Annotated in this window: 10 protein-coding genes; 7 read left to right on the top strand and 3 right to left on the bottom strand. The window is 35.4% G+C overall.

All coding sequences use genetic code 11. From position 1 onward, the window contains the following. Nucleotides 1-138: 138 nt before the first annotated feature. From BN2628_RS07195 to BN2628_RS07205, 3 genes are read right to left on the bottom strand one after another with little or no spacing between them, the layout of a single operon-like run. The gene (locus tag BN2628_RS07195) at nt 139-1611 is read right to left on the bottom strand and encodes a hypothetical protein (RefSeq protein WP_055096609.1); all 1473 of its coding nucleotides are present in this window, start codon (nt 1609-1611) and stop codon (nt 139-141) included. Nucleotides 1612-1644: 33 nt separating this feature from the next. Continuing rightward, nucleotides 1645-2847 (bottom strand): DUF5689 domain-containing protein, encoded by a 1203-nt coding sequence (locus BN2628_RS07200; RefSeq protein ID WP_055096611.1) that lies wholly within the window; start codon nt 2845-2847, stop codon nt 1645-1647. A gap of 24 nt (nt 2848-2871) precedes the next feature. Further along, nucleotides 2872-5829, bottom strand: coding sequence for a carboxypeptidase regulatory-like domain-containing protein (locus BN2628_RS07205; RefSeq protein ID WP_055096612.1), 2958 nt, complete (start codon nt 5827-5829; stop codon nt 2872-2874). Between the two features lie 536 nt (nt 5830-6365). On the opposite strand from BN2628_RS07205, the gene BN2628_RS07210 reads away from it, so the two are divergent. From BN2628_RS07210 to BN2628_RS07240, 7 genes are all read left to right on the top strand, one after another. Continuing rightward, nucleotides 6366-7409 (top strand): endonuclease/exonuclease/phosphatase family protein, encoded by a 1044-nt coding sequence (locus BN2628_RS07210; RefSeq protein ID WP_154668417.1) that lies wholly within the window; start codon nt 6366-6368, stop codon nt 7407-7409. A 475-nt stretch (nt 7410-7884) separates the two neighbouring features. Continuing rightward, nucleotides 7885-9078, top strand: a complete 1194-nt coding sequence (locus BN2628_RS07215; RefSeq protein ID WP_055096616.1) for a hypothetical protein — start codon at nt 7885-7887, stop codon at nt 9076-9078. 131 nt (nt 9079-9209) lie between these two features. Continuing rightward, on the top strand, nt 9210-10103 hold the full coding sequence (locus tag BN2628_RS07220) for a bile acid:sodium symporter family protein (RefSeq protein ID WP_317614741.1): 894 nt from the start codon (nt 9210-9212) through the stop codon (nt 10101-10103). A 40-nt stretch (nt 10104-10143) separates the two neighbouring features. Further along, nucleotides 10144-10860, top strand: coding sequence for a phosphatase (locus BN2628_RS07225; RefSeq protein WP_055096618.1), 717 nt, complete (start codon nt 10144-10146; stop codon nt 10858-10860). Between the two features lie 142 nt (nt 10861-11002). After that, nucleotides 11003-11605, top strand: coding sequence for an RNA polymerase sigma-70 factor (locus tag BN2628_RS07230; protein ID WP_055096619.1), 603 nt, complete (start codon nt 11003-11005; stop codon nt 11603-11605). A gap of 150 nt (nt 11606-11755) precedes the next feature. Next, nucleotides 11756-12739 (top strand): FecR family protein, encoded by a 984-nt coding sequence (locus BN2628_RS07235; RefSeq protein ID WP_055096621.1) that lies wholly within the window; start codon nt 11756-11758, stop codon nt 12737-12739. Nucleotides 12740-12814: 75 nt separating this feature from the next. Continuing rightward, complete coding sequence (locus tag BN2628_RS07240) at nt 12815-16255, top strand: TonB-dependent receptor (RefSeq protein WP_074024045.1); 3441 nt, start codon at nt 12815-12817, stop codon at nt 16253-16255. Nucleotide 16256 lies beyond the last annotated feature (1 nt).

Genomic DNA, 16256 nt, shown 5'->3' on the forward strand with positions numbered 1-16256 from the left:
ATAAAGATACTAAATATTCGAATCTCTTTTACTGTCTATCTTATGCTTTTACATATTTTTCTGTTATGAAAAATAAATAAAGGGCTTTCTGCAAATGCAGAAAGCCCTTTATTTATTTTTTAAACAAAAATCTGTCTCTTATTGTTTCTCTGCAATGGAACATTCTCCAATAAAGAAATCACCACAATTTCTATATGCTCTGATTTCAAACTTAAATCCTACAGCATTTTCCGGGGCAGTTACTGTCGTTGTATACGAACTCCATTCGCCTATACTATTCGGGAAATATTTGTTATTAGTACGCAAAGGGTCGTTCGCTGCATCATCTTTACCAGCTTCCGGTAAGTATACATAAGTATTATTGGCATCCAAGAAGAAACTCCACAATCTCAATCCGGAGTCATTCTTACCTCCGGTAACATTATAATACCAAACAGTAATATCATATTGCTTTCCGGCAGTGATTCCTGTCTTCAATGTTTGAGTGATATAAGTTGTTCCCGTCACATTAGTAAGGCTCAAAGACGTCGTACTCGGAGCATGCACTGTAGTAGTCGACTGAGCCCATACGGTAGATGCATTATTTCCTTTTGTCCAATTTGGGAAACCGCCATCTGTAAAAGTAGCAAAATCTCCATTCAACAATAGATTTTCCCCAGGCTGTACAGGAGCCTTCACTTCAATTTTAAATGTTTGAGTATCTGAAACATTGTTATTCTTTGCGGTAATGGTTATGTCACCTGTAGTCTCTTCTGCAGAAGGAGCTGTACCACTAATTACTGCTGTACCATCACCATTATCCTGAATTGTCAACCAAGAAGGTAATCCCGTTGCAGAGATTTCTGTATTACCAGAAGGATTATTTACTGTTGTCTTAACTGTATAGTTATATTCGCTACCAAGAGTTACAGTCGTTACAGCAGCCGATGTAATACTAACTGTCGTTACGGTCGTTACATCCTTACCAAAAACAAAATTATCGATACACCATGTCGTAGACTGTTGGCTTCCCCCCGTACCTTTATAATGGAATCCAATAAATATGGTACCCGAATATGCCGATAAATCTATATTTCCGGAAGAAATAAACGAATAATTTGTTGTAGAAGCTGTCGGCATATTAAATCCGGTCAACTTTGTTTCCTTAGTTGTACCATTATCGCATTGTAATACATACACACCGAACTCTGTTGATTCTTTCCAATAAGCCTGTGCCAAATCAAAAGAAACAACCTTATTTGCAGCTTCAGATACATTCAATGCCGGAGATATTACCCAACAATCGACATCACTCGTAGCATTATGAGCTGTAGCCTGAATATAAAAATTACCATCAAATTCTTTTCCCTGGAATTGGCGGGTACCGCTAACGATTACATTTTTCCATCCTTGAACATTAAAATTTTCGTTATCAACTACTCCTGTCTGAAAATCAAAAGTATATTCTGAAACCGGTGTTGCATCGCCACAAACATCAACAGTACCTGTCGTACCGCCGCCACCGCCACCCGGAGTTTCAACCCAATCTTCATCATCATCTGATGAGCAAGCTGCAAAACCTACCATGGTAGCCGCCAAAAGCATCCATACTAATTTTCTCATTTTTTTCATAATTATCTGTTTTTATTGGTTAGTATACAAATCTTATTCATAAAAACTTTTCGATAAGTCATCCAAAGAACGAATTGTCAACTGATAATCGCCCTGAGAAGAGTTTTTATCATGAAACCAGCCTAAAATTGCAATAACCGACCCTTTCTTTTCTTTACGCGGAATAAGAGTATTTGCAAAATGAGCATATTCACTTGTCGCTATATTTACTGTTCCCGTTCCATCCGATATCTCTCGAGATTGAGGAAAACCTATATTATAGCCTGCATCCACACTGTAGGTCGACGGAGCATAAATAGGATTTCTTTGGTACTTATTCGTGTTTCCTGTCTGCTTTATACTCTCTTCTATCGTTATCATCTGGTCATATGGCAAAAGCTCTTCACCATCTCCACGACCGGTAAACTGCACATCCTTTATCAGTATAAGACGTCCATACCACGTAGAATCTAATCCGGCCAAGTCTGCTATTGTTTTCTCTTCAGGCACTACTTTACTTTTATCAGGCAACCCAATTCTTTGAAAATGCTCCGGTACAAGAGAATAAGGTATACGTCCCGGCTCAAAACGAACTTTCGGGCTGAATGCATTAGGCGGGTCATTACGAAAACCATAAACTCCAATCTGGGGCATTTCGGCATAACGTCCCATCATCAAGCCGTTACATTTAATCGAAACGACTTGCCCCAATGGAAAAATACCGCTTAAACTACCGGCATCAATAGAAACTTTAATGGCAGACTTATCAACCAAATCTTCCAACATAAAATATTTATAAATGTTCGAAGCCGTATCACAAGTCGTTACACGTCCGGTAATATAAATATCTCCCGGTGCCTCCATAGGGGTTAAAGAAAACAAGTTCTTATAAGTGTCGCCCGTTTCCCGGCATATCATAAAACTCTTGCCTTTATAATCCACTGAAATTTTCAACCGACCATCGGTCTGAGATACACTCTTCACCGGATATTGCATCGGGTCTTGGTTTACGGTAAAATATGTATAGCCGGCATCCGGATCAAATTTTAATGTATCATCCTTCCCGAACACATATATATTATCTATACGATCATACATGGCTATCAACTCGCCAATAGTCATATTTGCTTTCCATGCCCGAGGATCTCCTTCAGGTATAATCACTAAATCTTCCGGAACATTATCAAAATCATTTACACAACTACTAAAAGCTGCTACGGCCAAAAACGTTGCGAATAAATATTTTATCTTACTCATAATATAATTCTATTCCGTTATTTATTAAAATTTAAATCCAACATTGAGGAAACAATTAAATCCCCATGCATAATAATATTTATTAGGATATTTATCGACCAGCTCTATGTCTTTGTTCGGAGTCTTATTATTGCGTCCTATACGGCCTTGCTGATACCCACCAGTCACCATATTTTTATTATTCAAGATATTACTAAAACTCAAATTTATATTCAGCGACTGTTTACGGTTATTGAAATATATCAATTTTCCAACCGAAGCATCCAGCATAAATCCTCCATCGAGTTTTTCCTGGGTCCCAAACATTTTCAGCAAAGCTTGGGAGCGTTCTTTCTCTTCTTTCGTATACGTCGAACCTTTGGGCTTCAAATAACCGCTATACTCTATCTCCTGACCTGCCTCATTCAAATAAGTACCACCATAGTAGTTCATCTGAGTAAAATGAGAGGGTGAAAAATCGAGATAATTATTATCAAAATAAGACAATGTTACATCGGCAAACCACATCTTTGGATGGAAATAATCCAAAGTTATACTTGCTGCCAATTGAGGACCTGTACTTACTCTCAAATCTTTTGTATACACCCGTTCGATAATATCTGAATTTTTTGCATCCGCCGGAGTCTTTGGGAGTTCTCCGGTCAAAAGGTTAGCTCCATTTTCCGCACTCATTACTCCGACAGCATTATTCGTATAACGGTAATCCCCATATGTTCCTGCAACAGATACAGAAAAACTGTCGTTCAACTTAACCGAAACCCCGGCTTCTACCCCTAAATACCGTTTATTTACTCCAGAAAGCGTATGATTCACAAAAGTACGGAACTCATCATTATAGTATCCTGTAGCTTCGGTCCCGTCCTGCGTAATCGTGTGGAATCCTGTAATACGCCCTTTTACGATTGGTGTATTAAACTGATAAGTCAAGTCATAAGAATACACTCTTTCAGAGGGGAGGTCCTTAATTTTATATTGTCTTGGATTTTTCGGATTTATTATTACTTTACCTATCTGGGTATCCTTCACTCTCGGAGCGACATAAGCATAACCTGCATAAGGAGCACGAGTTTCTGCCAATCCATTCAGCACTAATCGATGCCGTCCATTGATTTTATAAGTCACACCAATTTTACCACTCGGATCTACAAAATTCAGTACTTTGCCCTTGCCATAAGACGTAGCTCCGATTACTGCAGCACGACCATTCTCCATTTTACCTTCACGCCAGAAAGATGTAGTAGAGAGACGAAATGCCGCAGAAATATCAAATTTCGTCAAAGACAAATTTCCCTGAATAAAAGCTCCGGCTTTTACTACATTCATATTATAATCATATCCGAAACGATCACCCTCGTAAATTTTCCGATTAGGATTACGCAAATCATTCTGAATTATCATATTATTATCAGAAAAATCTCGCTCGGCAAATTGGTCTATATCAATCCACTGTTTACCACCCAACAAATCATTCATCGTTTTATAATGTTTACCTATCGAGTAATTAACATCAATACCTGCCAGCATATTTACCCACTTATTAAAACGATTGCTATATGTAGAATTAAAAGTAGTTTCTACCAAATCATTATGCCTTTGCTCCAAAACGTATTTTGCACTTCCGTCCGGATTAGCAACATTATTGAGATAGTTAGTATGATACAATGAGTTCCAGTTTATCTGAGTTATATCGGTATTATTATTTAACCATTGGTCTTTTATCTCATTGACCAAATCATAATCTATATTCTCTGGTGAATCAAACAATTCATTTATCTGATAACTCGGCATATTTCTGTAATAATCGGGGCGCGGGTCAGCTGCATTATAAAAACTAAGAGCCGTATTACTATAATTACTGTAATGGAACCCTATCCCAGATTTTAGATGCTGGGTTTCTGTTATTTTATAATCCCAATTAAATATAGCCGTCGGATCAAAGCTGTTTACAACACGAGAACTACGTTTCTTTCCATCTTGATATCCCCAATAAGGATTATAATATATCGAACGCAAATCATATACTTCTTGTGTCACTGCAGCCGATTGTGCCCTCTTCGTAGGAGCTCCGAAAGTTGTCAAAGAAATACGATGTCTGTCATTTATAACCTTTTCACCTGAAAGGAAATAACCCCAAGAATTATAAAAAGTCCCTTCTATAATCCCTTCATTGGCCCAACGGAACACAGCTGACCCAGTAAATGCCCAACCATTATTCATCAATCCCGTTGCATAAGTCGCCGTTGCTCTTAAATTATACGAACGATTTGTATAAGCGACACTCGCTTTTGTCCCCGCAGCATAAGCACTTGCCCGAGTATTTATATTCGTTACCCCTCCTAAACTACCATAAGCAAAAGTAGGCATCTCTATTCCATTCACAAGATCCTTATTACGAAAAGCATCGTTCAAACCGCCTAAACTTGAATAATTAAATCGACCTCGTTCCTGGTCATTAAAATTCACACCATTTATATATGTAGTAGAAGCATTTTGTTCGTACCCTCGTACACTAAACCGCATAGGACTATAATTATAACTTGCGGCATTTAGAAAAACATCATCTGATGCTCCTGCAAGATAAGAAGCCGACTGAGAAGAAACATTGTCATCGTCATCCAAATCGGATTCATCAAAGAGACGGATATTTTCCTCTGATTTCGGAACAACTCCAGCCGCCTTAATCAACGCAATATTTCCTAAATCTATCTTCTCTCCTTTTTTAATTAATATATTCTGCGTGAATATCTGATAACCTGGAGATTCGATTATCAATTCATCAGTACCCGGAGATAGATTTTTAAAAATAAATTTACCATTCTTCACAGATGGTACAGAGACATTTTTCACTTTAAGAGAAACTTTTGCTCCTACGACAGGAGATCCAGTTCCGAAGTCTATAATCACACCTTTCAGCTCGGATTTCTGAGCAAAAGCCGAAATGCTGAAAAAGAGCATTATAAACAACCATAGATTTCGATTCATAAATACAAGGTTTAGTTTATAATAATAGTTGTTTTAGCTTTAATTCCATCCATCTCCAATTTTGGGAAATAGGAATGCAAATTAACACATTTTTTTTGATTATTCATGTTACAATTACATTATATTTTCTATATTGATATGTTAAAATCACAAACCAAAAGCCTTTAAATAAAGGGATTAGTTACGCTTTAACGAAAGTTACATCCAAGCTTTCAATTCATAATCAAAGAATTAGTAAATATTGAACAAGAAAACAACCACATTTTTTTGAAATTTCATCAAAACGGCATACATATTTCATTTTTTTTTCTGATTTTTGTAAAAGTCTAAATTAGGAGTGAAATTTGAAGAATAAATTATTTGGCATGGTAGATTAATAAAACAACATTATTATGAATCATGAACAATTTTTTAATCCATTTTGTTCGCCTAAAATACAGAAACAGAAGGACATTCCAATAATCAAGTGGACAATCAAACGGAATTAGCTCCAAGAATAAATACAAATAAAAAAGAGAACTAAACACTTTATACTAATGAGAAAATTCAGCTTAATTTTTATGTTGGCCTGCACATGCACATTGGCCATTCTCGCCCAGAACCAAAATAAAAAACTGGCCGTTTATTCAATTGCCTTTTATAACTTGGAGAATCTCTTTGATACAATAAACCAACCAGATGTCATAGACGAAGAATTCACCCCTCAAGGTGCCATGAAATGGGGATCAATGAAATATCATAATAAATTGAATAACTTGGCTTATGCCATTAGTCAATTTGCTTTGGATTACTGTCCGCAAGGACCAGCTGTAATCGGAATTTCTGAAATTGAAAATCGCGGAGTCATAGAAGACCTCATAAAAACCGGACCTCTTGCCAACAGAAATTACGGTATAGTACATTACGATTCACCTGACCGCCGAGGGGTAGACGTCGGACTTATCTATAACGCAGACTTGTTTACCGTCGAAAGCAGCAAAAGTGTTCGTCTGGTTTATCCTGCAGATACATCTATGAGAACACGAGACCAGCTTGTGGTTACAGGAACACTGGCGGGCGAACGTATGCACTTTATTGTAAACCATTGGCCTTCACGTCTAGGTGGAGAGAAAAATTCTCGCCCTAAAAGAGAAGCAGCTGCCGCTCTTACCAAACATTTGGCAGACTCACTCATCCAAGCAGATCCTGACTCTAAAGTTGTTATTATGGGAGATTTAAATGACGATCCGAATAACAGTAGTACAAGTAAAGTTTTAGAAGCCAAGAAAAAACAAAACGAGGTCAAACCCAGAGGTTATTTCAATACGATGTGGCCTATTTTTGCTAAAGGTATAGGCTCATTGGCATATCAAGGTCAATGGAATCTATTCGACCAAATCATTATTTCAAGCAATCTGTTAGGCAAAGATAGATCAACGCTCAAATTTATAAAGGCAGAAGTATTTAATCGGGATTTTTTAAAACAAGAAGAAGGAAAATATAAAGGATATCCTAAACGAACACATGCAGGAGGGGTATATCTAAATGGGTATAGTGACCACTTCCCTACCATGATTTATCTGGCCAAAGAAGTAAACTAGACTTTACAATAAGCTGACCAGTCCTAAATAATCGTAACAGTAGATTTGAAATTATTCTTATTCAGGATAATAATTTCAAATTTATCAAATAAGTTTTCTTTATACATTTACAAACTATAAATGCATAAAGAAAACTTAAAATATGTAAATATCCAAGTTAATACTATCTCTACATTTCATATTGGCTCTAACACCATGATAATAATATCCATTGCACTTATCAATTCCCTACCATTTATTCTTCTAATAATTACATACTAAAAAATAAAGTAAGTATCAATAACAAACCTATTATTGGAATTATCTGATATAGAACAAGAAAGTATCTCAAATTTATAGTTACTGAACTACTTCAATATATAGATTGAACTAAAATAAGGTAATTCCCGCCCCAGACTCAAAAAAATTATATATATATAACAGAATTCGACCAAAAAGTTATCTTTGTATATATGAATATGTTAAAAAAAACTTTATGTATACCTTGAAAGAAATATCTGATAAAAAATCCGAACGAGATTTTATTACATTACCAATAAAGTTATATAAAAACAATCCATATTGGATACGCCCTTTAGATAATGATATCAAACAAATATTCAATCCGGTAAAAAACCCTTATTTCAAACATGGAGAATGTACCAGATGGGTTCTTTATGACAATAGTCAATGTATCGGCCGTATTGCGGCATTCATAAATTACCAAACAAGTCATATAGATGACTATACTGTCGGACAAATGGGATTTTTTGAATGTATCAACAATAAAGACGCTGCATTCCTCTTATTTAATACATGCCGCAACTGGCTTGAAAATAGAGGAATGGAAGCGATGGAAGGACCCGTAAACTTCGGTGAACGTCTACATTGGTGGGGGTTACTCACCAATGGATTCGACCGTTGCCCCAACTATGCAATGCCTTATACACATTCTTATTATAAAGACTTTTTTGAGTCATACGGTTTTAAAGATTACTTTCAGCAATTAACCTATCGTACACATTTAGTAATGGATAATCTTTCCCGAATTGTTGTATGGAAATCAGAACGCTTACTCCGTAACCCTGATTATCAGATACTCTCTTATGGAGATATAGGTCATAAAAAAGCAGTCTTATCGTTATTTGATATATATAACCAAACATGGAATCCTCAAACACACGGAGTAGATGGCATGACCCTCGAACAAATAGAAACTTTATATCGAAAATTAAGACCGATACTTGACAAAGAACTTATATATTTTGCTTACTTTAAGAACCGACCTATCGGATTCTTTATTATGTTCCCTGAAATAAATCAACTCATAAAACAGATGAACGGTAAAATGAATTTTTTCGGGATATTAAAATTTTATTACTATTTACGAACAAAAAAAGTGGACACAGCTTTAGGACAATTATTTGGCATAATACCCGAATTTCAAGGTAAAGGAGTTGAAGCTGCAATGATTACTCGGTTTTGTGAAATAATTATAGAAAGAAATTCTCCATATAAATATTTAGAAATGAATTGGATTGGAGATTTTAATCCTCAAATGATACATTTAATGCAATATATTGGAGCCAAAAGAGTAAAAACGCACGTTACATATAGAAAACTATTTCGTGAAAATATCCCTTTTTCACGAAAAGCCGATTTTCAAAAAAACAGAACCAAAAATGTATAAATATTCAATATACATGTATAAATAGAGATATTTTTACATATAAATACATATTTGATCCATAAAATTACAATATAATATTTTGATAATTCAAATATTCATTCTTACTTTGCATAATCAAAAAGTGAGGAAAAGTGATATTGCAACGATTGAAAAAATGGATGCTTCCTATAGCAATGATCACCGGTGCTGTTTTTTATCGGTACGTTCAAATAATTTCTTTTTTAACTCCGTACCTAATATTCATCATGCTTTTAGTTACATACTGCAAACTATCTTTACGCAATATGAATTTATCACCTTTGCATGTATGGTTATTAGGGATACAAGTCATCGGAAGTCTCCTCATATATGTCTTATTATATTCGTTCGATCCTTTAGTAGCAGAAGGAACCTTTATATGCGTATTCTGTCCCACCGCTACCGCAGCCGCTGTTATAACTGGAATGTTGGGAGGCGATATTGCTTGTCTGGCAACTTACAGTCTTTTGAGTAATATGACCGTTGCAATTATTGCCCCTTTTATATTTTCATTTATGGGAGATCACATTTCCCTTCCTTTCTTTGAATCCTTTCTAAAAATCGGTACCGAAATGATTCCTTTATTGATATTTCCGTTCGTCTGTGCCTTAATATTACAAAAGTTTCTACCCAAAGTACATTCTGCTTTACAAAATCATCAAAGCATCTCATTCTATTTATGGGCCATATCCTTGACTATAGTCATGGGAAAAACTGTATCCTTTATTGCCAGTAGAGGAAATGCAGAATACAAAGAAGAAATTTTAATTGCTCTTTTTGCTCTTATCGTCTGCATATTACAATTTATATTGGGCAAATTAATAGGTAAAAAATATTACAATACAATTGCCGGAGGGCAAGGATTGGGGCAAAAAAATACAGTATTAGCAATATGGATGGCTCTAACCTACCTCAATCCGTTAGCTTCTATAGGTCCTGCATCGTATGTCGTTTGGCAAAACAGCATCAATTCTCTCCAATTATGGATAAGAGAAAAAAGAAACTAAAATTTAAAAAATACATTATAGCAACTTTCTAATCTCTATTATGAATATTTTATTAGATGTACATACCCATACAGTGGCCAGTGGACATGCATTCAGTTCTCTACAAGAAATGGTTCATACTGCTTCTGAAAAGCACTTGCAGATATTAGGCATTACCGAACACGCCCCTGGAATTCCGGGAACGTGCCATCCCATTTATTTTCGCAACCTACATGTCGTTCCTCGAAAAATGTATGGTATCGAATTATTATTAGGAGCAGAGCTAAACATTATCGACTATATGGGACATATCGACTTAGATGAATTCTACCTCCAAATGTTAGATATAAAAATAGCAGGTATTCACTCTCTTTGTTATACTCCCGGCAACATAGAAGAAAATACCTCTGCCATGATAGGTGCAATTTCCAACCCATATATAGACATTATCAGTCACCCTGGAGACGGCACAGCTACTCTACTTTTCGAACCAGTTGTTTTAGCTTCAAAAAAATACGGTACTTTATTAGAGATAAATAACAGCTCCCTGAATCCAGTCAGACACAAAACTGAAGCTCGTAAAAATAATATAGAAATACTTCAATTATGTAAAAAATACGAAGTCCCGGTAATACTTGGCAGTGATGCCCATATATCATTCGACATAGCAAATTATGAAAATATTTATCCTTTACTTCAGGAAACAGAATTTCCACAAGAGCTTATCATAAATGATAAACCTGAAACTTTCAAAAAAAGAATAAATGCAACTCCTTAAAAACTATAAACAAATTTAAAATTTAAAATCGGAACAAGATTGCAATGGACCTTTTCTCTAAAATTCATTTGTGAATTTTCTGATAAATCTTTAAGTTTGCGACCGGCATTTATTTCTTTTAGAAAAAAAGAAAATAAAAAAAATGACAAATTCGAATAATTCATCAGAGAAAGAAAGAGAACTTGTATTAAAACTAATTCAAGGTAATGAAGATGCTTTTTGCGAATTATATTCCTCTTATAAGCATCGCCTCATCTACTTTGCAATGAAATTTCTCAAATCATCCGAATTTGCAGAAGACATCTTTCAGGATACATTCACAACCATTTGGCAAACACGAAAATTCATTAATCCAGATATTCCTTTTTCATCTTTTCTATATACTATAATGCGAAACCGTATCTTGAATTTATTGCGTAACTTAGACAACGAAGCAGAACTGAAAAACTATATCTTTGACCAAGCTATAGACGCCCACGAAGATATCGAAGAACATTTATTTTCAAAAGAATTTATGAAATATTTTACTTGTGCTATGGAAAAACTGACACCACGCCAACGAGAAATTTTTGACATGAGCAGAAATCAAGATATGTCTCATAAAGAAATTGCTCAAAAATTAGGCATCTCACTCAACACTGTACAAGAGCATATTTCAATTGCATTAAAAACTATCAGAACCTATTTAGATAAACACGCAGGGCCTTATGTCAATATTGTAATCTTCTTATTTTTATTGAAATAAAGACTAATAATACTTTCAATTTTATAGATAAATCCTTCCCTATTTTTCAATCTTTAAACAATATATAGTTAATATAAGTTAAATACACCCCAGCAAAATAGAATTTCCGTGTAGTATAATTGTAACGAAATTATTACAATTATTCACTTTATGAAAAAGGAAGAGGATAAAAAGAAGAAAATTTATCGCTATTTAGATAATTTATATAGCAAATCGGAGGTCGAAGATATATTAAAAGATATTCAAAATCCCGAAATGCAAAGGGAAGTGAATAAAATCAGTCTTGAAATGTGGGAAGAAAGTATCAGCAAACCTCCATTCTTACATCACACAGAACAAGAGAAATATAAGCAAGAAGCAAGAATATTATTGCATAAAATCGAAAAAAAACAATTCAGATTCAGAAAACAGGTATGGGGAGCAATTGCATGTATTATAATATTATTAATCAGCATAATAAGCATCAAAGAATATAAAATATCGGAACATAAACACATACTTTTTACCGAAATAAGTACATCGTTCGGAGAAAAGAAGGAATACATACTTCCCGATGGTTCTAAAGTCTTGTTGAATGCATGTTCTACTATAAAATTTCCCCAGCAATTTCAAGGAAAAAACCGGGAAATCGAACTGAATGGTGAAGCTTATTTTGAAATAGTACACGACAAAAAGAAAAAATTTCTAATCAAAACTGACAATTTTATAGTAAAAGTGTTAGGAACTAAATTCAACGTAAAATCATATACGGAACAAGAAACTGCATTAGTAAGTGTAAAATCTGGGAAAGTCGAAGTCGAATTGCCACAAGCCAGCATGAAATTGACAGCTAATGAACAAGTCCAAATTCAAGCTAACGGAAATGAATTTATAAAGAAAAAGGAAGATAATTCTCGAGCTTTAGCTTGGATACAAAGTAAACTTTATTATCAGAACGCAACAATCTACGATATAACCAAAGATTTGGAACATTATTATAATTGTCAATTCAAATATTCAGAAAATCAATCATTTAATAATCGAATTAGTGGACAGCATGACAATAAAAGTTTAGAGGCAGTGCTACAATCCATCGAATATATAACCGGCATCAAATACAAAATTGAAGGAGATACAATCTTATTATTTAAATAAAATTTTAAAGTGCTTTTAATATATAATTAATATAACAAAATACCGAATAAACTTAACATGAAGATTAATTTTAAGATGAAAAAAAGGTCTAAATTCATCATTTGTCTGATGATACTGATAGGAGTATTATGCAATACATCCCATATATGTATGGCACAAAACTCTAAGCTTGCTACTATCACTCTATGCGTAAAAAATGAACCTATCGAAAACGTTTTTAAAGAAATCGAGAAAAACGGCAAATATAATTTTTTCTATGACCCCTTAGTTATAAATAAAGTAAATCCTGTAACTTTTGATGTAAAAAATGCATCTCTTCAAGAAATATTAAAAATAATAGAAAAACAAACAGGCCTCAGTTTCCAACAAAGAGACAATACAATCTCCGTAACTAAGAAAAAAGAATCTTATATCCCCGCAACCAAGACTCAAAATATAATACAAATCAAAGGAAACATTAAAGATAAAAAAGGTGAACCCATCATAGGAGCCAGTATCCGAGTGAAAAATAGCGATATTGGAACTATTTCTGACGTTGACGGAAATTTTACATTATCAAAAGTTCCGGAAAATTCAATTATAATAGCATCGTATGTAGGATATAATCCTGAAGAACTCCCAATAAAAAATAAAAAAAATTTTCAAATCGTTCTAAGTGAAAATACGGAAGAGCTGGATGAAGTAGTTGTCATTGCTTACGGTACAGCTAAAAAAAGTTCATTTACAGGGTCTGCAGAAGTAATTAAGCACGACCGCATTGAAAAACGTATTGTAGCTGATGTATCAAAAGCTATCGAAGGTACCGTCGCAGGTGTTCAAAGCACATCAGGAAGCGGTCAACCGGGCTCCGGAGCATCTATGATAATTCGAGGATTCGGTTCTATCTCTGCAGCCAATACCCCCCTCTATGTAGTAGATGGTGTACCGTTCGATGGTACTCTAAACAGCATCAATACCAACGATATTGAATCGATAACCGTACTAAAAGATGCATCTGCAGGAGCTTTATATGGTTCTCGCGGAGCCAACGGAGTTGTAATGATCACAACCAAACGGGGTGGATTAGAAAATGACAAAATATCCGTAAATCTAAAAGCAAATTGGGGTATCGCCTCCAGAGCTATTCCCAAATATGAAACTGTAAATGAAGCCGAATATATGGAACTGGCCTTCGAAGCATACAAAAACGAACTTATCTACACGGAAGGATTAGACCCTGCACAAGCCGGAATACAGGCTATCGAGGTGATGGGTGGTATAGCTAAAGGGGTATTGGGATATAAAGAAGAATACAACCCATTCGACATGCCTCTTGCTCAATTGATAGATCCTTATACAGGGAAAGTAAATCCAAATGCCCAATTAAAATATCATGAAGATTGGAAAGATGAATTAAGTAATAAAAATCCATTGAGGCAAGAGTATCAGTTATCTGTAGCCGGAGGAAGTTCTAAAACCAACTATATGGTATCTATGGGCTATCTTGATGAAGTCGGATTACTAAAGACAACAGAATTCGAACGCTATTCAGGGCGTGTCAACGTAGATACGCAAGCTAAAGATTGGTTAAAAATGGGAATGAATGCATCTTTTTCTCAAACAACCAGTAATTATAATAGTGCTTCAGGCTCAGAAGTTTCAAACTTATGGTACACCAGCCAGATTATGGCACCTATCTATCCCGTGTACGAACATAATGCCGACGGCTCTTTAAAATTAGATGCCAACGGGAATAAAATATTCGATTATGGAATTAATCGTATTGCACTATCCAACTCCAATGCAATAGCATTGCTTTATGACGATAAGGAAAAAAGCACTAAAGATAATCTAAGTGCAAGAACTTACGTTGAGTTAGCCGCCAATGATGACAAATACGGTTTTCTGAAAGGTTTTTCATTCACAGCTAATTTAGGTTTGGACTATTTTAATACCCACGAAATGAGTTACCAAAATCCTTACACGGGTAACGCTGCCACAATTTCCGGTAGCTTAACCAAAGCTGCACAACGTCAACTCAGTTATACATTCAACCAATTATTAACTTACAAACGGGATTTTGGATTGCATGGTTTTGATATTTTGGTCGGGCACGAATTTTACCAACTAAAACAAGAATACTTAGCTGCTCAAAAAACGGGATTTCCATTTGGAGGTCTTTATGAACTCGCCGCCGCTGCCAACTTGGCTGCAGCAAGTTCTCAAACTGACAAATATGCTATCGAATCATATCTAAGCCGCGCCAATTATAATTATGCTCAAAGATACTATGTTTCCGCAAGCTTTCGAACAGATGGCTCTTCCCGATTTTACAAAACCAGCCGTTGGGGTAAATTCTGGTCATTAGGAGCCTCATGGAGAATTTCTGAAGAAGCTTTTATGGCAGGCGTGGACTGGATAAATAATTTAACTTTCAAAGCCAGTTTTGGTTCACAAGGTAATGATAATATCGGAAGTTATTATGCCTACCAAAGCTTGTACAATATGGGACTGACAAATGCCATTTACAATGGGGCAGCCATAAATTCTCTGGAAAACAGAGATCTAAGATGGGAAAAAAACGAGAATCTGAATATAGGAATCGAAGCCCGGTTATTCAACCGCTTTTCTTTGACTGCAGAATTTTTTAACAAACATACCAAAGATTTGTTGCTGAATATGCCCAAAGCAACATCTACCGGCTTCAACGCCTACCCTGCCAATGTAGGAAGTATGCGAAACAGAGGTGTCGATATTACTGCCAGTATAGACATATTCAACAATCGAAACTTCAGATGGACACTGACAGCAATGGGTAGTCATATTCGTAACAAAATATTGAAACTGGCCGATAAACCGGAAATAATCTCAGGTTCAAATATCTTCCGTGAAGGAGAAGCTGTAAACTCGTTCTACCTGCCTATCTCTGCAGGAGTTGACCCTTTGACCGGTAATCAACTTTATTGGGTAAATCATGACGAAAACAACAATCTCGTAGAACGATATAAAACCGATGACGTAACTCTGACTGCCAACAGCCGAGAAGTTGTAGGAAATCGTATTCCCGACTTATATGGGAGCATTACCAATGACTTAGCATTCAAAGGATTCGATTTATCCATTCTCACCACCTACTCCATAGGAGGTGAAATGCTGGATGGCATTTACAGCAGCATGATGAATGTAGGATATAAAGGCTACGTATGGCATAAAAATGCCTTAAGAAGGTGGCAAAAACCCGGAGATATCACCGATGTACCTAAAATCATGTGGGATCAACAAATACGTACAACCGACCAAAACCTAATAGATGCGTCATACTTTGCTATCAAAAACATCACATTAGGATATACCCTTCCTAAAAAATGGACTGACAAAATAAAAATGCAAAAAATTCGGTTTTATGCTTCCGGAGACAATTTAGCATTATTCAGTCATCTAAAAGGAATGGACCCTCAGTATAATTTCACAGGAACAGTCGGATATACATATACTCCGTCAAGAACTATCTCTTTCGGCATAGATATTAACTTCTAAT

Origin of the sequence: Gabonia massiliensis (assembly GCF_001403595.1) — a bacterium.
In the GTDB taxonomy this organism is placed as follows: Bacteria; Bacteroidota; Bacteroidia; order Bacteroidales; family Coprobacteraceae; genus Coprobacter; species Coprobacter secundus.